Annotated in this window: 14 protein-coding genes; 9 read left to right on the forward strand and 5 right to left on the reverse strand. The window is 72.5% G+C overall.

Annotation, left to right across the window (positions count from 1 at the left end):
- Positions 1-110 precede the first annotated feature (110 nt).
- Complete coding sequence (locus tag AB0I81_RS34060; RefSeq protein ID WP_360665128.1) at positions 111-1,220, reverse strand: glycosyltransferase; 1,110 nt, start codon at positions 1,218-1,220, stop codon at positions 111-113.
- Between the two features lie 135 nt (positions 1,221-1,355).
- Here AB0I81_RS34060 and tatA point away from each other — a divergent pair, with 135 nt between their 5' ends.
- From tatA to AB0I81_RS34080, 4 genes are all read left to right on the forward strand, one after another.
- On the forward strand, positions 1,356-1,664 hold the full coding sequence (gene tatA / locus AB0I81_RS34065; RefSeq protein ID WP_360665131.1) for a Sec-independent protein translocase subunit TatA: 309 nt from the start codon (positions 1,356-1,358) through the stop codon (positions 1,662-1,664).
- A 65-nt stretch (positions 1,665-1,729) separates the two neighbouring features.
- Positions 1,730-2,077 carry a metalloregulator ArsR/SmtB family transcription factor gene (locus AB0I81_RS34070; protein ID WP_360665133.1) on the forward strand — a complete coding sequence of 116 codons (348 nt, stop codon included), beginning with the start codon at positions 1,730-1,732 and terminating at the stop codon, positions 2,075-2,077.
- The gene (gene mgtA, locus AB0I81_RS34075; RefSeq protein WP_360665136.1) at positions 2,061-4,592 is read left to right on the forward strand and encodes a magnesium-translocating P-type ATPase; all 2,532 of its coding nucleotides are present in this window, start codon (positions 2,061-2,063) and stop codon (positions 4,590-4,592) included. Before AB0I81_RS34070 ends, mgtA begins: the two co-directional genes overlap by 17 nt.
- 121 nt (positions 4,593-4,713) lie before the next feature.
- The gene (locus AB0I81_RS34080) at positions 4,714-6,012 is read left to right on the forward strand and encodes a hemolysin family protein (RefSeq protein ID WP_360665139.1); all 1,299 of its coding nucleotides are present in this window, start codon (positions 4,714-4,716) and stop codon (positions 6,010-6,012) included.
- A gap of 99 nt (positions 6,013-6,111) precedes the next feature.
- Here AB0I81_RS34080 and AB0I81_RS34085 read toward each other — a convergent pair whose 3' ends face one another.
- The 3 genes from AB0I81_RS34085 to AB0I81_RS34095 all read right to left on the reverse strand — a co-directional run bounded on the left by AB0I81_RS34085 (position 6,112) and on the right by AB0I81_RS34095 (position 9,407).
- Complete coding sequence (locus AB0I81_RS34085) at positions 6,112-7,071, reverse strand: CoA ester lyase (RefSeq protein ID WP_360665142.1); 960 nt, start codon at positions 7,069-7,071, stop codon at positions 6,112-6,114.
- Entirely contained in the window at positions 7,061-8,272 is a 1,212-nt protein-coding gene (locus AB0I81_RS34090) for a CoA transferase (RefSeq protein ID WP_360665145.1), read from the reverse strand. The genes AB0I81_RS34085 and AB0I81_RS34090 overlap by 11 nt, the downstream gene beginning before the upstream one ends.
- A gap of 211 nt (positions 8,273-8,483) precedes the next feature.
- Positions 8,484-9,407 (reverse strand): LysR family transcriptional regulator, encoded by a 924-nt coding sequence (locus AB0I81_RS34095; RefSeq protein WP_360665148.1) that lies wholly within the window; start codon positions 9,405-9,407, stop codon positions 8,484-8,486.
- A gap of 24 nt (positions 9,408-9,431) precedes the next feature.
- Between AB0I81_RS34095 and AB0I81_RS34100 the strand changes: the two genes are divergently transcribed.
- From AB0I81_RS34100 to AB0I81_RS34120, 5 genes are all read left to right on the forward strand, one after another.
- Complete coding sequence (locus tag AB0I81_RS34100; protein ID WP_360665151.1) at positions 9,432-10,820, forward strand: citrate:proton symporter; 1,389 nt, start codon at positions 9,432-9,434, stop codon at positions 10,818-10,820.
- Between the two features lie 25 nt (positions 10,821-10,845).
- Positions 10,846-11,790: an RNA polymerase sigma factor SigJ gene (gene sigJ / locus AB0I81_RS34105; protein ID WP_360665154.1), complete on the forward strand. Its 945-nt coding sequence runs from the start codon at positions 10,846-10,848 to the stop codon at positions 11,788-11,790.
- A gap of 94 nt (positions 11,791-11,884) precedes the next feature.
- Positions 11,885-13,084 (forward strand): FAD-dependent oxidoreductase, encoded by a 1,200-nt coding sequence (locus tag AB0I81_RS34110; RefSeq protein ID WP_360665156.1) that lies wholly within the window; start codon positions 11,885-11,887, stop codon positions 13,082-13,084.
- Positions 13,085-13,213: 129 nt separating this feature from the next.
- On the forward strand, positions 13,214-16,771 hold the full coding sequence (locus AB0I81_RS34115) for a protein kinase (protein ID WP_360665159.1): 3,558 nt from the start codon (positions 13,214-13,216) through the stop codon (positions 16,769-16,771).
- Complete coding sequence (locus AB0I81_RS34120; RefSeq protein WP_360665162.1) at positions 16,768-18,033, forward strand: protein kinase; 1,266 nt, start codon at positions 16,768-16,770, stop codon at positions 18,031-18,033. The genes AB0I81_RS34115 and AB0I81_RS34120 overlap by 4 nt, the downstream gene beginning before the upstream one ends.
- A gap of 7 nt (positions 18,034-18,040) precedes the next feature.
- Here AB0I81_RS34120 and AB0I81_RS34125 read toward each other — a convergent pair whose 3' ends face one another.
- Positions 18,041-19,081, reverse strand: coding sequence for a LacI family DNA-binding transcriptional regulator (locus tag AB0I81_RS34125; protein ID WP_360665165.1), 1,041 nt, complete (start codon positions 19,079-19,081; stop codon positions 18,041-18,043).
- Between the last annotated feature and the right edge of the window lies 1 nt (position 19,082).

Here is a 19,082-nt window from a genome sequence, read left to right on the forward strand (position 1 = left end):
GGCCTCACCGGCACGTTGATCAGGGGCGGCCGTCATCGCGGCCTCACCGGCACGTCGGTCAGGGGCGGCGGTCATCGCGGCCTCACCGGCAGGTCGATCAGGGGCGGCGGTCATCGGGGGCTCGCTGACGTGTCGATCAGGCGGTGGGCTCGCAGGAAGCCTCTGACGGCGGCCGGCCAGGTGTAGTGCTCGGCGCGGGCGCGGGCCGACTCGCGGCGTTCCCGGCCGAGCAGGCTCATGACCGCGTCGGCGTAGGCCCCGGGGTCGTCGTCCACCGCCGCCCCGGCCGGGCCGATGACCTCGGGCAGGGCGCTGTCCCGGCTGACCACCACCGGAGTTCCGCTGGCCAGCGCTTCGAGCGCGGCCAGCCCGAACGTCTCGACCGGGCCCGGCGCGAACGCCACGTCGGCGGTCGCGAGCAGTTTGGCCAGCGCGTCCCGGTCAGCGAGGTGCCCGAGGAAACGCACCGGCAGCCCGGCGGCCCGTGCCCGCAACGATCCGAGCAGCGGCCCGGTGCCGGCCACGGCCAGCACCGCGGGCACGCCCCTGCGCCGCAGCTCGGCCAGGGCCAGGATCGAGCGGTCGGGACGTTTCTCCGGCGAGAGCCGGCCGCAGTGCACCAGCAGGAGCTCACCGGGCCGGGCCAGCCCGGCCCGTAGCCCGTCGTCGAAGTTGCCGGGGGTGAAGGAGCGGAGGTCCACGCCCAGGGGCACACGGACCAGGTTCGGTACGGCGAGCCGCTGGAACTCGGCGGCGGCCCAGGCGGTGGTGCAGATCACCGTGTCGAACGCCTCTGCGCTGGCCCGGTTGAGCCGGTCCGCCAGGGTCCGGGCGGGCAGCCGGTACAGGCGCAGCAGCCCCGCCAGGCTCTCGTGCGACACCATGGCCGACGGCACGCCCGCCGCCCTGGCCCAGGAGCCGGTCCAGCGCAGCGTGGTCCGGTCCGACACTTCGAGCCGGTCGGGTTCGAGGGCGTCGAGCAGCCGGCGCAGCCGCCGCCTGCCCGTGATGACGCGGTATCCGCCCATTCCCGGAACCAAGGGGCCGGGCACGGTGATGCGCCGTCCGGCGCGGGTCCGCTCGTCCCCGGCGCTCTCGCCGGGCACGACCAGCACCGGTTCGTGACCGGCGGCGAGGTATCCGGCGCCGAGCTCGTCGAGCGTGGTACGCAGCCCGCCCGAGACGGGAGTGACGAAGTTTGCAAGCCGAACGATACGCACAGCCAGGTGATTGCCGGATATTTCACACAACCAGGTAACGGCGCGTGACGAGGAAGGTAAGAGTGCCCGACGCATCAGCACCGGAGCACAGTCCTATACTTGCGCATCCGAGCAACTATCGGCCGGGAGGCACGCATGTCGCAACTGGGCTGGGGCGAGATTCTCATCATCGCGCTGGTGTTCGTCCTTCTCTTCGGGGCCAAGAGGCTGCCCGACACCGCCCGCTCGATCGGCCGTTCGCTGCGCGTCTTCAAGGCCGAGACGGTCAAGCTCCATGACGACGAGGAGCCCGCGAGCCCAGCGGTCTCCGTGGAGGAGCAGGCCCGCCGCCTGGAGGAGCAGGCGGCCCGGCTGCGCGCGGCGGCCCGGCAGGACCACGGGCAGGACAAGGGGCAGGGCGACGGGCAGGGCGACGGGCGGAGCAAGGGAGCCGATGCCGCCTGAGCGGCGGGTCGTTGCCCGCCGATCCCGGCCTACACTTGGCTACGGCCGGGACGGAGGAAGATCACATGACAGCTGCGGAGACGAGCGATCCGTCGGCCGAGGTGCTGGCCGAGGCGGCGGCCGCGTTCGGGCTGCTGTCCTCTCCCCCGCGCCTGCACATCGTCTGGGTGTTGTCCCAGGGCGAGTGCGACGTCACCGGCCTGGCCGAGCGGGTGGGCAGCAACCTTCCCGCGGTCAGCCAGCACCTGGCGAAGCTGAAGCTCGCCGGCCTGGTCCGCTCACGGCGTGAGGGCCGCCGGGTGGTCTACCTGATCGACGACCCCGACATCGTGACGACCGTGCAGAACCTGATCGAACGGCTGGCCACGCGTTCCGGCCCCGCGGCTGGACGTCTTCGTGGTCTGGGCGCCTGAAGCTTCGACGGCCCGTACGAGCAAGCTTGAGCTGCTGCGCCGGCTCAGCACAGGCCCGCGCGGCCTGACCGAGGCCGAGGCCGAGGCCCGGCTGATCAGTCACGGCGAGAACGTCCTGCCGCTCCGGCGCCCCTTCTCCTGGCCGCGCCGCCTGGCCCGCAGCCTGCGCGACCCGTTCACGATGGTGCTGTTCGGCCTGGGCCTGGTCTCGCTCACGGTGGCCTCGTGGGGCACCGCCGCCGTCATCGTCGTCCTGGTGGCGGCCAGTTGCGTGCTGCGCGCCAACGGCGAGTACCGGGCCGACCGCTCGACCGCCGCGCTGCGCGAACTGGTCGCGAGCACGGTGACGGTACGCCGCAGGCCGTCGCCCGACGCCGAGCCGAGCGAACGCGAGATCCCCCTCGACCAGCTCGTACCCGGCGACGTGATCAAGCTGGGCCCCGGCGACCTGGTGCCCGCGGACGTCAGGCTGCTGCGCTCCAGCGGCCTGAGCGTGCACCAGGCGGCGCTGACCGGGGAGTCGGCCCCGGTGCCCAAGCTGGCGCCCGACCGGCCCGACGGCGAGGACCACCTGTGCTGGCAGGGCAGCAGCGTCGTCGCCGGCAGCGCGCTGGCGGTGGTCGCGGCGACCGGCACGGACACCGTGCTGGCCGGCGCCTACCGGGAGGAGAGGCCCACCTCGGCCTTCGACCGCTCGGTCAGCGACCTGTCCTGGACGCTGGTCAGGCTCACGCTCATCATCCCGCCGATCGCGCTGGTCGCCAACGCCCTCCTGCACGGCGACGGGCTCGGCGCGCTGCCGTTCGCCGTGGCGGTGGCGGTCGGGCTGACCCCCGAGATGTTGCCGGTCGTGGTCACCACCGCGCTGGCCAGGGGCGCGGCGCTGCTGGCCCGCGACGGCGTGATCGTCAAACGGCTGCCCGCGCTGCACGATCTGGGCGCCGCGGACGTGTTGTGCCTGGACAAGACCGGCACGCTCACCCGCGACCGTCCCGTGGTGGACGGCTCGTTCGCGCCGGACGGCCAGCCGGATCCCGAGGTGCTGCGCTGGGCGGCGATCAACAGTTTCTGGACGCTGCACCTGGCCGACCTGCCCGCGCCCGACGCCCTGGACGAGGCCATCCTGGACAGCGTGCCGGACCCCGGCGACGTGGAGGGACTCCGGGCGTGGCCCTTCGACCCGGTCACCCGCGTCTCCCGGGCGCTGGTCCACGACGGCGCCTCGCGGGTGAGCGTGGTCAAAGGCGCGGTCGAGGCCGTACTGGAGCGCTGCGCCCACGTCTCGCCCGAGGCGGAACAGCAGGCGGAGCGGACCGCGCGGCGGCTGGCCGATCGCGGGCTGCGGGTGCTCGCCGTCGCCCTGCGGCGCGACGACGCGACACGCGACCACGTCGCCGACGGCCGCGACGGCGCGGTGCGCGACCACGTGGCCGATGGCCGCGACGACCGTGAGGCCGGCCGGCCGGACCTGACGCTCGCCGGGTACGTCACGCTGACGGACGAGCTCTCCCCGCACGCCGCCGACGCGCTGGCGCAACTGTCGCAGCACGGGTGCGAGCCCAAGGTGCTCACGGGCGACCATCCGGCCACCGCCGCCCGCATCTGCCGCGACCTGGGCATGCCGGTCGTCGAGGTGGTGGACGCCGGCGAGTTGTCCGACGCCGGGCTGGCCGAGGCGGCCAACCGCGCGACGGTGTTCGCCCGCTGCACCCCCGAGCACAAGGCCCGCGTCGTACGAGCCCTGCGTCGGGCCGGCCACACCGTCGGCTTCCTGGGCGACGGCGTCAACGACCTGCCCGCCATGCGCGCCGCCGACGTCGGCATCTGCCCCCGCGACGCGGTGGACGTCACCCGCGAGACGGCCGACATCGTGCTGGCCCGCAAGGATCTCAGCGTGATCGGCCAGGCCGTCGCCGCGGGCCGGCGCAGCACCGGCAACATCGTCACCTACCTGCGGGTGGCCCTGTCCTCCAACCTCGGAAACGTCGTGGCGATGCTGGTGGCCGGCCTGATGTTGCCGTTCCTGCCGATGTTGCCCGCCCAGGTGCTCCTGCAGAACCTCTGCTTCGACGCGGCGCAACTCGCCTTCGCCTTCGACCGGCCCGACCCGGCGCGCATGGCACGCCCGCACCGGTTGCGGCCCCGCGCGACCCTGCGCTTCATCCTCGGCTTCGGCGCTTTGAACGCCGCCGCCGACCTGCTCACCTTCACCACCCTGAGCTGGTCGGTCGGCACGGGCCAGGCGGCCTTCCACAGCGGCTGGTTCGTGGAGAACCTGCTCACCCAGGCCGCCATCATGTTGCTGCTGCGCCCGCGCACCGCCGTCCCCCTGCCGCTCTGGGTGGCCACCGCCGCGCTGGCGGCCATCGGGGTGTTCCTGCCGCTGTCCCCGCTGGCCGCGCCGCTCGGCCTGATGGCGCTGCCGTTCAGCACCTATCTGACGTTGTTCGCCCTGGTCATCGGGTACGGGCTCGTACTGGCGGCCCTGGTGCGGCTGACCGCGCGACGACCTTGACCACGGGCTCTCCACAGCCGGTTATATAGTTGCGCAATGCGGCAACCGATCGGCCTGAGCGTGCACGTCGGCTCGCGTTCCCACCGCTCCCACCACCGGCGTCTCAAGGAGTCCCACTGTCATGGACGGCTACTGGTTTCAGCTCGCCCTTGTCGTCATCCTGGTCATTCTCAACGCCATCTTCGCGGGCAGCGAGATGGCGCTGATCTCCCTTCGCGAAGGCCAGTTGCGGCGGCTGGAGCAGCAGGGCTCCGGCGGCCGGACCCTGGTACGCCTGGCCCGTGACCCCAACCGGTTCCTGGCCACCATCCAGCTCGTGATCACCCTGTCCGGTTTCCTCGCCTCGGCCACCGCCGCCGTCACCCTGGCCCAGCCGCTGGTGCCGCTGTTGTCCTTCCTCGGCGCCGGCGCCAACCCGGTGGCCATCGTGCTCGTGACCATCGTGCTCACCTTCCTCACCCTCGTCTTCGGCGAGCTCGCGCCCAAGCGCGTGGCCATGCAGCGCGCCGAGACCTGGGCGATGCTGGCCGCCCGGCCGCTCAGCTTCGTCTCCACGTTGTCCCGGCCGGTGGTGTGGGCGCTGGCCAAGTCCACCGACGTGGCCGTACGGCTCATGGGCGGCGACCCCGACCTGCACCGCGAGGAGATCAGCCCCGAGGAGGTCCGCGACCTGGTGGCCACCCACCGGGGCTTCACCGCCGAGCAGCGGCTGATCATCTCCGGCGCCGTCGAGATCAGCGAGCGCGTGCTGCGCGAGGTGCTGCTCTCCCGCCGCGACGTCTTCACCCTGAACGCCGACACCCCCGTCGAGGAGGCCCGCGCGGCGCTGGCCCGTTCCGGCCACTCGCGCGCGCCGGTGATCCGCGACAACTCCTTCGACGACGTCGTCGGCATCGTCAACCTGCGCGACCTGCTCACCGACGAGAAGGCCACGACGGCCGCCGACGTGGCGGTGCCGCCGCTGCTGCTGCCCGACGGGCTGCCCGTCGCCGACGCGCTGCGCCGCTTCAAGACCGAGCGCCAGCAGTTCGCCCTCGTCATCAACGAGCACGGGGTGACCAACGGCATCGTCACCCTGGAGGACCTGCTGGAGGAGGTGGTCGGCGAGATCTACGACGAGACCGACCGCGACGTCATCGAGATCCGCCCCGAGGCCGACGGCAGCATGGTGCTGCCCGGCAGCTTCCCCATTCACGACCTGCCCGATCTGAACATCCACCTCGGCAGCCGGCCCGAGGGCGACTACACGACCGTGGCCGGCCTGGTACTCGCGCTGCTGGGCCACGTGCCCACCGCGCCCGGCGAGAGCGTCACGGCCGACGGCTGGCACCTGCAGATCGCCGCCATTGAGGGACACGCCATCACCCAGATCCGCGCGCAGCCCGCGACGACGTCCGTGACGGCGGACGCCTCGGACTGACCCCCGGACGCCTCGGTTCACTCCGGCGACGGGCAGCTCAGCTTGCTCAGCGCGCAGCTCAGTTTGCTCGGCGCGCAGGTGGGTTGCTCGGCGCGCAGCTCAGTTTGACCGGCGTGCGCGACGCAGGGCGGCGCGGGCCCGTGCCGCCATTGCCTCGTCGACCATGTCGCCCTCGAAGGTGACCGCGCCTGCGCCGGCGGCCTGGGCGTGCTCCACGGCGGCGATCATCCGCTCGTAGCGGTCCAGTTCCTCGGCGGTGGGTGAGAAGACCTCGTTGATGACCGGGACGTGGGAGGGATGGATGGCCATCATGCCCTCGTAACCCAGCGCACGGTTCTGCTCGGCGAACGAACGCAGCCCGTCCAGGTCGGCGATGGGCGTCCACAGGCCCGCGACCGGGCACGGGACGCCCGCCGCGCGCACGTCCAGGAGCACGCGGGAGCGCAGGGCCAGCGTCTCGGCGCCCCCTGGGGTCCAGCGGTAGCCGACGGCCTGCTCCACGTCGCCGCCCTTGCCGGTGACCGCCCCCAGGTAGGCGACCCGGGAGGCGGCCCCGGCGATCTCGTACGCACCGCGCAACGCGGCCGCGCTCTCCAGCAGCGGGACCAGGGCGATGTGTCCTTCCGGCAGGCCGTTCTCGCGTTCGCACCAGGTGAGCAGGCGGTCGGCGACGATCACGTCGGCCGGCCCCGCGACCTTGGGCAGGACGACCCCGGCGAGACCGGCACGGGCGACGGCGCGCAGGTCCTCGGCCCCGCCCCAGCCGTCCAGGGGATTGACCCGGACGAACAACGCCATACCACCAGCCGCCCCCGCGACTCCCCCCGCGCCCGGCGCCGTGTCACCGGACTCTCCCGTGCCTTGCGCCGTGTCACCGGACGCGCCCGCGATCGCCCGCGCGACCTCCTCGCGGGCGGCGGTCTTCCCCGCGGACGGGACGGCGTCCTCCAGGTCGAGGATCGCGGCGTCCGCCCCCGCCGCACGCGCCTTGACCAGCCAGTCCGTACGATTCCCCGGCACGAACAGCAGCGACCGCAACGGCGGCCGATCAGATGACACCGGACTCCTCCAGTTCCGCCAGTTCGTCAGCTCCCAGGCCGAGCCACTCCCGGTAGACGAGATCGTTGTCCTGCCCGAGCGCGGGCCCGGTGCGCCAGACACCGCCCGGCACCTGGTGGAAGCGGGGGATGACGGCCTGCATGCGTACCGGCCCGAGGTCGGGGTCCTCGACGGTGACGATGTCCTCGCGTTCGGCGTAGACGGGATCGGCGGCGATGTCGGCGGCGCTGAACACACGTGAGGCGACCACCTCCGCCTCGGCGAACGCGCTCAGGCACGCCTCGGTCCCGCGCTCGGCCACCCAGGCGCGCAGCCCGTCGTCGAGCCGTTCCCGGCCGGCGAGCTGCTGCGCGGTGGTGGCGAACTCGGCCTCGGGCAGCCCGAGCAGGCGTACGACGTTCAGCACCGAGCGCAGGGTCGCGGAGGTGACGGTGATCCAGTCGCCGTCGCGCGACCGATAGGTGTTGATCACGGCGGCGGGCGCCACGGCGAGCTGGTTGCCCGATCGCGCGGGCACGTCCCCGAGTTGGTCGTGCGCGATGACCTGCCACTCGACCAGCCGGAACAGCGGCTCGAACAGCGCCAGGTCGATCCACTCCCCGTCGAAGCCGGGGTCGTTGGCCTTGCGGTGCAGGGCGGCGAGCACCGCGTACGCGCCCATCAGCCCGGTCACCGCGTCCCCGTGTGAGAAGCCGGTGTGCACGGGCGGCCCGTCGGGGAACCCGGTCAGGTGCACCACCCCGCTCCTGGCCTCCCCCACCTTGCCGAACCCCGGCGCGTCGGCCAGCGACGACGTAGCGCCGTACCCGGAGATCTGGAGCAGCACGGCCTTGGGGTTGAGCCGGTGCACGGCCTCCCAGTCGAGCTCCCAGGAGCGCAGCCGGCCGGCCCGCAGGGTGACGATCACGACGTCGGCCCAGGCCACGAGCCGGTGGGCGACCTTCCGGCCCTCCGGGGCGTGCAGGTTGAGTGTGACGGAACGTTTGTTGCGGCCGGCCACCTTGAACCACAGCGGCACGCCGTCCCGGGTCGGCCCCATCGAGCGGGCGGCGTCGCCCGTCCCGGTGGGTTCGACGTGCACCACGTCCGCGCCCTGGTCGGCCAGCATCGAGCCGGCCAGCGGCCCGGCCACCACATGGGCGAACTCCACCACCTTCAGCCCGCGCAACTGCCCCTGGCCGTGCTGCTGTCCGCTCGCCACGCAAGAACTCCTTCGCCGCCGTCCGGTGATGTCATCCTGCCCAAGGACAGAAATGCGGGTCCAGCACGAGAAGTCGATAAATTCATGCTGTTTACGCATGGACCCAGGAGATGCCCCGGCAGCTACTCCGGTTACCCATGGACCCAGGAGATGCCCCGGCGGCTACTCCGGTTACGCATTCACCCAGGAGACGCCCCGGCGGCTACTCCGGTTACGCATCAACCCAGGAGACGCCCGGCGGCAGCTCCTCCGTACGGAAGCCTTCGAGGAGGTCGAGGAAGGCGGCCGCCGCGAGCGGCAGGGTGCGGCGGGCGCGGACCACCACGTCCAGGCGGCGATCCACCACCGGGTCGGCCAGCCGCCGGTGGACCACCTGCCCCGGGATCAGCAGGGGCAGGACCAGCGCGGGCATCGCCGACACGCCGAGGCCGGCGGCCACCAGGCCGCCCACGGTCGCCACGTTGCTCGCCTCCGCGGCCAGGGTGACGCCGGCCCCCGCCTGGTCGAAGGCCGCGTCGGTGAGCCGGCGCACGCTCGACTCGCGCCCGACGGCCAGGAACGGCTCCGCCGCCAGCTCCACCCAGGTGACCTCCTCGCGCTCGGCCAGCCGATGCCCCTCGGGCAGCACGGCGTGGAACTGGTCGCGGATGAGCGGGCGGTGCTCGAACTGCTCCGACGACGCGCGGACCGTGGTGATCGCGAAGTCGGCGTCGCCGGACAACACCCGGCCCAGCACGGCGCGTTCGAGGCCGTCCATGATGCGTACGGAGACGTCGGGACGCCGCCCGCGGAAGGCGGAGATCATGCGTGGCAGCAGCACCGCGGCGACCGAGGGCAGGGTGGCGACGGCGACCACGCCCGACTCGCCGAGCAGGTAGCGCCGCAGCTCCTTCATGCCCGACTCGTGCGCGGCGACGATCTGCTCGGCCACCCGCAGCGTCTCCACGCCCGCCGCGGTGAGCTGCACGTTGCGGGTGTCGCGTTCGAGCAGCCGCACCCCGAGCGTGCGTTCGAGGTCGGCGACCGCGCGGCTCAGCGTGGACTGGGAGACGCGCAGGCGGTGCGCCGCGGCGGTGAAGCTCGCCGCTCTGGCCACGGCGGCGTAGGCGGCGAGCTGGCGGAGGGCTGGTTCCACCTTGCCTACCTTTGCGCAAACCGCATGGATAAATCCACCACTGATGGTGGACGTGAAAGGCCGGCGCTCGGAAACTTCTCCGTAACCCCCGAAAGGATCCCGATGATCGCGACCCTGGGCTTCCTCACCATCGGCCTGTTCCTGGTGCTCACCATGACCAAGCGCGTCTCGGTGCTCACCGCTCTGGTGCTGATACCGGCACTGGCGGCGCTCGTGGCCGGGTTCGGGGGTGAGATGGGGCCGATGATCCTCGACGGGCTGGCCAAGGTGGCACCCACCGGCATCATGATCGCCTTCGCGGTGTTGTACTTCAGCCTGATGATCGACACCGGGCTGTTCGACCCGCTGATCAGGGGCATCCTGCGGCTGGCCAAGGACGACCCGCTGCGGATCGCGGTCGGCACGGCGGTGCTGACCATGTGCGTGGCCCTGGACGGGGACGGGGCCTCGACCTTCCTCATCACGGTGTCGGCGCTGCTGCCGGTCTACAAACGGCTGCGGATGAGCCCGCTGGTGCTGACCGGGGTGGTCTGCCTCGGGGCGGGCGTGATGAACATGGTGCCCTGGGGCGGGCCGACCGCGCGGGCGATGGCGGTGCTGAAGCTGGACAGCTCGCAGGTGTTCACGCCGGTGCTGCCCGCGATGGCCGCCGGGATCGCCTGGGTGCTCGTGGCGTCGTACCTGATCGGGCTGCGTGAGCGGCGGCGGCTCGGCGCGCTCTCCCTCGATCGGGAGGCCGTCCCGGTGGCCGGGGGCGGGCCGGGGACGCCGCTCGCCCCGGCCCGCACCCGGCACCCGCTGCTGACCGCGTTCAACCTGGCCCTGACCGTCGCGCTGCTGGTGGGACTGGTGACGCAGGTGATGCCGCTGCCGGTGCTGTTCGTGATCGGCTTCGCGATCGCCGCGATCGTCAACCACCCCACCTGGGAGAAGCAGCAGGAACTGCTTGAGAGGCACGCCAAGAGCGTCGTCCTCGTCACCACGATGATCTTCGCGGCGGGCGTGTTCACCGGCATTCTCACCGGCACCAAGATGATCGACGAGATGGCCGCCGCCTTCGTCGGCGTCATCCCCGAATCCTTCGGCGGCCACCTGCCGGTGCTGGTGGCGGTCACGGGCATGCCGCTGAGCCTGGTCTTCACCCCGGACGCCTACTACTTCGGCGTGCTGCCGGTGCTCGCGCAGACCGCGGGCGGCTTCGGCATCGAGTCCGCCGAGATCGCCAGGGCGGCCATCCTCGGCCAGATGACGACCGGCTTCCCGCTGAGCCCGCTGACGGCCGCGACGTTCATCCTGGTCGGGATGAGCGGGGTGCAACTCGGTCAGCACCAGCGGTTCATCTTCGGCTGGGCCTTCGCGACCACCCTGGTCATGACCGCGGCCGCGCTGCTGACCGGCGCCATCTCGCTTTGATTAACGGCTGGCTTAGTATCGGGCCATGTCGCTGACCGCGGACGAGGTCGATCGGTTCGAGGCCGCCAGGCCGCGCCTGGAGGCCATCGCCTACCGCATGCTCGGCTCCGCGGCGGAGGCCGAGGACGCCGTGCAGGAGACGTTCCTGCGCTGGCAGGCCGCCGACGCCGGCCGCATCGAGGTCCCCGAGGCCTGGCTGACGAAGGTGCTCACCAACCTGTGCCGCACGGAGCTGACCTCCGCGCGGGCGCGCCGCGAGACCTACGTCGGCGAATGGCTGCCAGAGCCGCTGCTCGCGGGCGACCCGATGCTCGGCCCCGCCGACACCGCCGAGCAGCGCGACTCGGTCTCGTACGCGGTCCTCACCCTCATGGAACGCCTGTCCCCCAACGAACGGGCCGTGTACGTGCTGCGCGCGGCCTTCGACTACCCGCACCGGGAGATCGCCCAGATCCTGGACCTCACCGAGGCCGCCAGCCAGCAGATCTTCCACCGCGCCAAGAAGCACGTCGCGGACGGCAAGCCCCGTGAAGAGGTGGACGAGGCCGCCGCCCGCCGGATCGTCGAGGAGTTCCTGGCCGCCGCCACCAGCGGCCGGACCGAGCCGCTGGTGCGGCTGCTCACCTCGGACGCCATCTCGGTCGGCGACGGCGGCGGGAAGATCCCGGCCAGGACGACGCCGTGGGTGGGGGCCGTCGCGGTCGCCAGGTTCCTGCGCGGCCTGTTCCAGCCCGGCAAGGCCAAGCGCGACCTGCTCGGCGGCTCCCCCGAGGTCTATGCCTGGACCGCCAACGGCGACCCCGCCATCGTGGCCGTCCTGGACGGCCGGGTCATCGGCGTGCTCTGCCTGGAGGCCACCGCCGGGGGCATCGCCGCCTTCCGCAGCCAGGTCAACCCGGACAAGCTCGGACGCGCGACCGCGCGCTGGGCCGCCACCGACCATGGGGAGCCGCTGCTCAACGCCTTCTGAACGCGATGTGAGGTGCTTCACACCGTTTTCCTGTCAGGAAACGGCGGGCCGCCCGGTTCAAGGGGCACAACCCGCGCAGAACAGGAGCAACGAAGTGAAGCACCACATCATCGTTCTCGGCGCCGGATACACCGGGGCCATCGCCGCCGGCCGTCTCGCCAAGCGGTTGCGCCGCGAGGACGTCTCCATAACCCTCGTCAACGCCGAGCCCGATTTCGTGGAACGGGTCCGCATGCACCAGCTGGCGACCGGCCAGGACCTCAAGCCCCGGCCGTTCAGCGAGATGTTCGCGGGCACCGGCGTCGAAGTACGGCTGGCCAAGGTCACCGGCATCGACGTGGACCACAAGACCGTCACCGTCACCGACGCAACCGAAGAACTCTCCTTTGACACTCTCGTCTACGCCCTCGGCAGCGGCTGGGACCCCCAGGGCGTGCCCGGGACCGCCGAGCACGCGTACCAGATCGCCGGCCGCCCCGGAGCCCTCAAGCTGCGTGAGCGCCTGGCCCGCCTCGACGCCGGGCAGTCCGTGGTCGTGGTCGGCGGCGGCCTGACCGGCCTGGAGGCCGTCACCGAGATCGCCGAGGCCCGCCCGGACCTCGGCGTCGCCCTGGCCGCCCGCGGCGACCTCGGCGACTGGCTGGCCCCCAAGGGCCGCGAGCACCTGCGCAAGGTCTTCGGCAGGCTCGGCATCACCGCGCACGAGCACACCTCGGTCACCGGAGTCGAGGCCGACCGCGTGACCACCGCCGACGGCGGGTCCATCCCGGCCACGGTGACCGTCTGGACCACCGGCTTCGCGGTCCACACGCTCTCCAAGAGGACCTCCCTGGAGCTCGCCGACAACGGCCAGATCGTGGTGGACGGGACCATGCGCTCGATCTCGCACCCGGACGTGTACGCCGTCGGCGACGCCGCCATGGCGATGGGCCCCGGCGACAAGCCGCTGCGGATGTCGTGCGCCTCGGGCGGCCCGACCTCGTGGCAGGCCGCCGACGCCATCGCGGCCCGCCTGACCGGCGGGAAGGTCCCAGACCTGGGGATCCGCTACGTCAGCCAGTGCGTGTCTCTGGGCCGCAGGGAGGGCCTGATCCAGTACGTCACCGCCGACGACCGCGCGGTGGGGGCGGTCCTGACCGGATGGCTCGCCGCCGTCTACAAGGAAGTGGTCTGCAGGAGCGCCGCCTGGGGCGTCGCCAACCCGACGCTGGGCATGCCGGCCCGCCGCCGCCGCGTCCGGCCGGAGCAGGCCACGGCGGGCACTTCGCGTACCGCCCAGTCGACCTCGGTGTGACGCGAGGTTGAACGACGAGCGACCATCAGCGGGCCGCGGGACGGCCCGCGCCGCCATCCCGCCTCCCCATTCACCTGTCATGCATACACTTGCGACGATCAAGGGCGAAGTGATCAAAGGGGCTCGCAGATGGCCGGGGGACGTGAAAGCGCGCTCGTCTGGCGGCCCGGCCACGTGGTCGACGGCCGCTACGAGGTGATCCGCGAGCTCGGCCGGGGCGGGATGGGCGCGGTGTATCTGGTGCGCCACCGGGAATGGGGCACGGATCTCGCGGTGAAGGTCCCGTTGCGGGACATGTTCGCCGGTGAAGCCGACCGCGAGCGGTTCGCGGCCGAGGCGGAGCACTGGGTCGGCCTCGGTCTCCATCCGAACGTCTGCGGATGCCACTACGTCCGCACCATCGACGGGGTCCCGACGGTCTTCGCCGAGTACGTCCCCGGCGGCGCGCTCGACGATCACATCGACGACCGCCGCCTGTACGCGGGCGACCCCCGGGAGGTGCTCGCCAGGATCCTCGATCTGGCGGTGCAGCTCGCCTGGGGGCTCGAACACGCCCACGCCCAGGGCCTGGTGCACCGGGACGTGAAGCCGGCCAACATGCTGCTCGGCGACGGCTGGACGGCCAAGGTCACCGACTTCGGTCTCGCGGCGGCCCGGCGACCAGGACCCCGCGCGCACCGGCCGCACCCGGGAGAGACTCATCCGGCGGAAAGATCGCGCGAGCCACAGGCCCGTCCGGGCCAGAGCGTCCTGGTGCCGAACGGCGGCCTGATGACCCCTCTGTACGCCTCTCCCGAGCAACTGGCCGGCGACCCCCTCGGCCGGGCGACCGACGTCTACAGCTTCGCGGTCTCCGTCCTGGCCATGTTCACGGGCGGCCCGACCTGGCTGTACGGCATCGCCGCCGCCGAGTCGTTGCGACTGCACCGCGACTCGCCACCGTCCGACCCGGCGCTCCCCGAGATCCCCGGCGACGTCGCCGACCTGCTGCTGGCCTGCCTCGCCCACGACCCGCGCGCCCGTCCCGCCACCATGGCCGACCTCGCCGCGCGCCTGCGCGACAGCCACCGGCGGATCACCGGCCGCCCGTATCCGAGACGCCCGCCCACGGCCGCCGACCTGCGCGCCGACGAGCTGAACAACCGGGCGTTGTCCCTCCTCGACCTCGGCAGGACCGGCGAGGCGGACCGGGCGCTCGCCGCCGCGCTGCGCGCCGACCCCCACCACGTCGCCGCCACCTTCAACGCCGAACTGCTGCGCTGGCGCCGCGGCGAGGTCACCGACGAGCAGGCGCTGACGACGCTGGCCCGCCTGGGCAAGGAGCTGGACGATCCCGCCGAGACGGTGCTCGCCCGCGCGCTCGTGCACCTGGAGCGCGGCGACCTGACCTCGGCCCGTGCCCTGCTGGAACAGTGCGCCCTCCCGGAGAAGCACCTGCTGAGGTCGGCGGAGGTCGTCGACGCGAGCTGCGTCGAGACGTTGCGGATCCCCTGGCGCACCTACGCCAGGCCGCCGTACGGATACGAGATCCGCCTGGCCGCCGGCGGACGGCTGGCGCTCACCGGGGCCGAGGACCGTACCGTCAGGCTTCTTGACGCCCGCGACGGACGGACCGTGCGCACCCTGCACGGGCACGACGACCGGGTGAACTCCGTGGACGTCAGCGCGGACGGACGGCGGGCGGTGTCGGCGGCGCTGGACGGGACCATCCGGTGCTGGGATCTGCCGGGCAGTGCCTGCCTGACCGTAGCGCGGGTCACCCGCTGGCGGGACGGCAACGGGGAGCGGCGGCGGCGGGAGATCGAGGAGGCGGAGGCGCGCGAGGGCATCATGGTCCACCGGACGTACGCGCCGCCGGACTCGCTGCTGCTGAACAGCGCGACCTCTCCCGTGCGGATCAGCGCCGACGGGTCGGTGGCCGCCTGGGTCGAGGCCGACGGCAGGATCCAGGTCTGGGATTTCGCCCGTGGGGAAAGGCGGGCAATCCTTGACGGGCACGACAGCGCGGGGTTGCTGGAGCTGAGCGCCGACGGCAGGCTCGCGGTGACGGCCTTCGGCGGCGACCCCGGCAACATCCGGCTGTGGGACGTGCGCGGCGGCCGGCCACTGTGGGAGGTGGACGGCTCGCACTGCGGCCTGCTGCGGTTCGGGCCCGGTGAGCGCACGGTGATCGCGGCCGGGATGAACCAGGTGCTGCGCGTCTGGGAACGGGACTCCGGGCGGCTGCTGCGCACACTCAGGTTCCCTCCGGGGCACCAGGTCAAGTCGGTCGAACTCGGTGCCGACGAGCGCCTCCTGCTCGTCGGCTGCTGGTCGGGGAGCGTTGAGGTCTGGGATCTCGAACATGGGCGCTGCCTGCGTACGTACCTGGGCCATGAGGACCGGGTGGACGCCGTCCGGCTGCACCCCGACGGCCGTCACGCGACGTCGGTGAGCCAGGACGGGACCTCGCGGACCTGGCGGCTGCCAGGGCGTTTCGAGGCTCCCCTGCGGATCAGCCGCCCCCGCGCGCAGAGCGAGTTGTCCGGGCACGAACTCCGGCTGGAGACCCTGCTGGAACGGGCGGGAGCGGCGATGGGCTCCGGCGCGCACGCCGAAGCGCTGGACTCGCTCAGGCAGGCCAGGGCGATCCCCGGCTGCGAACGCCTGCCGCGGGTCGTCGAGATGTGGAAGGCGCTGGGCCGCCGCACCGGGCGCGGCGGCCTGCGTACCGCCTGGGTCGCGCGGACGATGCGGACCCGCGCGGACGGGGAGAGCGGCGCGAGCACCGTGGACCTGAGCCGGGACGGGCGGCTGGCCGCCACCGCCGGCCCCGAAGGGCGCATCCAGCTCTGGGAGGTGTCCTCGGGACAACTCCTGCGCTCCATCGACAGCGGGCAGCGCGCGGTGGGCAACCTGCGGTTCAGCCCGGACGGCAGGCACCTCACCTCCACGGGCGCGAACGACACGCTCAAGGTGTGGGAGGTGGCAACGGACCGATGTGTGAACGCGGTCAGCGTGCCCAGGTCACACGGCAGGGCGCTCAGCGGTGACGGGCGGCTGGCCCTGCTCGCGCACGGTGTCGAGGGCAGCATCAGGCTCTGGGACGCCTTCACCGGCGAGTGCCTGATGACTCTGCCCGGCCCGCACCCGGTCAAGGTCTGGATCGACGAGCACGGCCGCCGCGCGCTGTCGGCCGGGCAGGACAGCCACCGGGATCCGAGGTCGGGCAAGCCCACGCTGATCAGAGTCTGGGACCTGGCCGACGGCCGCTGCCTGCTCACGCTCGATCCACGGGTGTACGGCGTGCGCTCGATCTGCCTCAGCGCCGACGGCTCGGCCGTTTTCGCCGGCGCCGAGGTGCTTACGAAACGGGACGAGCCGGACGCGAACCGGATCCGCATGTGGGACGCGACGACCGGTGGCGACGTGCGGGCCTTCGATCCGCTGCGGCACGCCGCGTCCAAGCTCGCCGTCAGCGCCGACGGACGTTTCGCGGTCTCCGCCGCTCTGGGACCCGAGGCCCACGTCTGGGACGTCGCCACGGGGCGGCCCCTGCGCCTGCTGGAAGGCCACACCGAGATCGTGGACACGATCACCATCGGCACCGACGGCTCGACGGTGCTCACCATCGACAAGGCGGGCGTCCTGCGGGTGTGGGAGCTCGACTGGGAGCTCTCGGCCGATGCGAAGGAGGCCGGGCCATGACGGCGACGGTCACGCTCACCCTGGTCAGAGGACGGCTCGACCCTGGCTCCTACGTGTTCGACGAGCGCACCACCTGCCTGCTCGGCCGGGCCGAGGACTGCTCGCCGCGCCTGCCCGACGACGAGCACCACAACACCGTCTCGCGGCACCACTGCCTGCTGGACATCAACCCGCCGCAGGTCCGCGTCCGCGACTTCGGCAGCCTCAACGGCACCTACGTCAACGGCGCCAAGATCGGGCAGCGCGAGCAGGGCATGTCGGCCCGGGAGGCGGCCGCGCTGAGGTTCCCCGAGCACGATCTGCGGGACGGTGACGAGATCCGGCTCGGCGAGACGGTCTTCCGCGTGGACGTGCACGCCCCCGACCCGGTCGCCGACGGTGATCCAGATGGTGACCCTGATGTCAAGGCCCGCCTCCTGCTCGACCTGGCCCACGCCGGCGAGCGCGACCTGGCCCCGCTCGCCGGGTACGAACTCCTGCGCCTGCTCGGCCGTGGCGGCATGGGCGCGGTCTACCTGGCCCACGACCCCAGGACCGGCCGGCAGGTCGCGCTGAAGCTCATGCTGCCCAAGGCCGCGGCACGGGCGGAGGCGCGCCTGCGTTTCCTGCAGGAGGCCGCCTTCGGCGCCACGCTGCGCCATCCCAACATCGCCGCGCTGCACGACTACGGCTACGCCGACGGCGCCTTCTTCTTCAGCCTCGAATACTGCCCCGGCGGCAGCCTGGACGAGTTGTTGCGGCAGCGCGGTGGCCGCCTGCCCGCGCACGAGGCCGTCCCGCTGATCGTCCAGGCCCTGAACGGCCTGGCGCACGCGCACGCCGCCACCGTCGTCCACCGCGATCTCAGCCCGCACAACATCCTGCTCGCCGACGTACCCAAGATCGCCGACTTCGGCCTGGCCAAGTCCTTCGACCAGAACGGGCTCAGCGGCCTGACCCGTACCGGGGCCGCCGCCGGCAAGCCTCTCTTCATGCCCCGCCAGCAGGTGGTGATGTTCAAGAACGCCACCCCCGCGGTCGATGTGTGGGCCATGGCCGCCACCCTCTACCACTGCCTGACCGGCGCCTACCCGCGTGACTTCTCCCCCGCCAAGGACGTCTGGCAGACCGTGCTCCAGTCACCCGCGGTGCCCATCCGGCAGCGCGACCCCTCGATCCCGCGCCCGCTGGCCGAGGTCATCGACCGGGCACTCACCGAACGTCCCGCCATCGGCTTCCAGACGGCGGCCGAATTCCGTCAGGCTCTCCTGTCCGCCTTCTGAGCGGGGATCACGGCAGCGGCCTGCGTACCCCGTCGGTGGACTCCCGCACGACCAGCCGGTGCGGGGCCAGGTGCACCTCGAACGGCAGGGGCTCCTCCGAGCGGATGCGGGCCGCCAGGCTCCGTACGGCCATGGCGGCGATCGCGGCCTTGTCGGGGACCACGGAGGTGAGGGACGGCGTGCTGTAGAGCGCCTCCTCCGAGCCGTCGATGCTGGCGACGGCGACCTGCCCGGGGATGTCCAGGCCGGCTTCGTACAGGGCCCGCAGCGCGCCGGCCGCCAGCAGGTCGCTGAAGCAGAAGACCGCGTCGGGGCGTACGTCGGGCGGCAGCGCCATGAGGGCGCGCATGGCGAGCAGGCCGTTGTGGCGGTCGAACAGCTCCACCAGGGGCACGAGCCGGGGATCGTAGGTCAGCCCGGCCTCGTGCAGCGCCCGCTGGAAACCCTCCAGACGTTGCCGGCTGGTCGCGCCCGAGTGCGCCTTCACGCCGATGGCGGCGATCCTGCGGCGGCCCAGCCCGGCCAGGTGCGCGGTGGCCTCCCTGGCCGCCGCGATGTTGTCGATCAGGACGTGGTCGGCGGCGACCTGGTCGCGCTCGTAGCTGCGCTCGCCGAGCAGCACCAGGGGGAACCTGTCGGCGACGGGGGCGAGTTCGTCCAGCGAGGCGTGCAGGGGTGAGAGGATCACGCCGTCCAGCAGCGCCGCCCCGACGCCGGTCGCCAGGCGCAACTCCTCCGTCGCGTCGCCCATCGTCTCCTCGATGAGCACGGTCAGGCCCAGCTCGACGGCCTCCGCCCGCACATGCTGGGCCAGCTCCGCGAAGTAGGGCGTCACCAGGTCGGGGACGGCGAGGGCGATCAGGCCGCTGCGGCCCGTACGGAGGCGGCGGGCCGACGGGTTCGGGCGGTAGCCGAGCTCGCGCACGGCCCGTGTCACCCGTTCCCTGGTGGCGTCCGACACCTGCGGGACGCCACGTACAACGTTGGACACGGTCTTGATCGACACCCCGGCCCGGACCGCCACGTCCTTGAGGGTCACTGCTGTCACC

Origin of the sequence: Nonomuraea sp. NPDC050404, from assembly GCF_040655495.1 — a bacterium.
Classification (GTDB): domain Bacteria; phylum Actinomycetota; class Actinomycetes; order Streptosporangiales; family Streptosporangiaceae; genus Nonomuraea.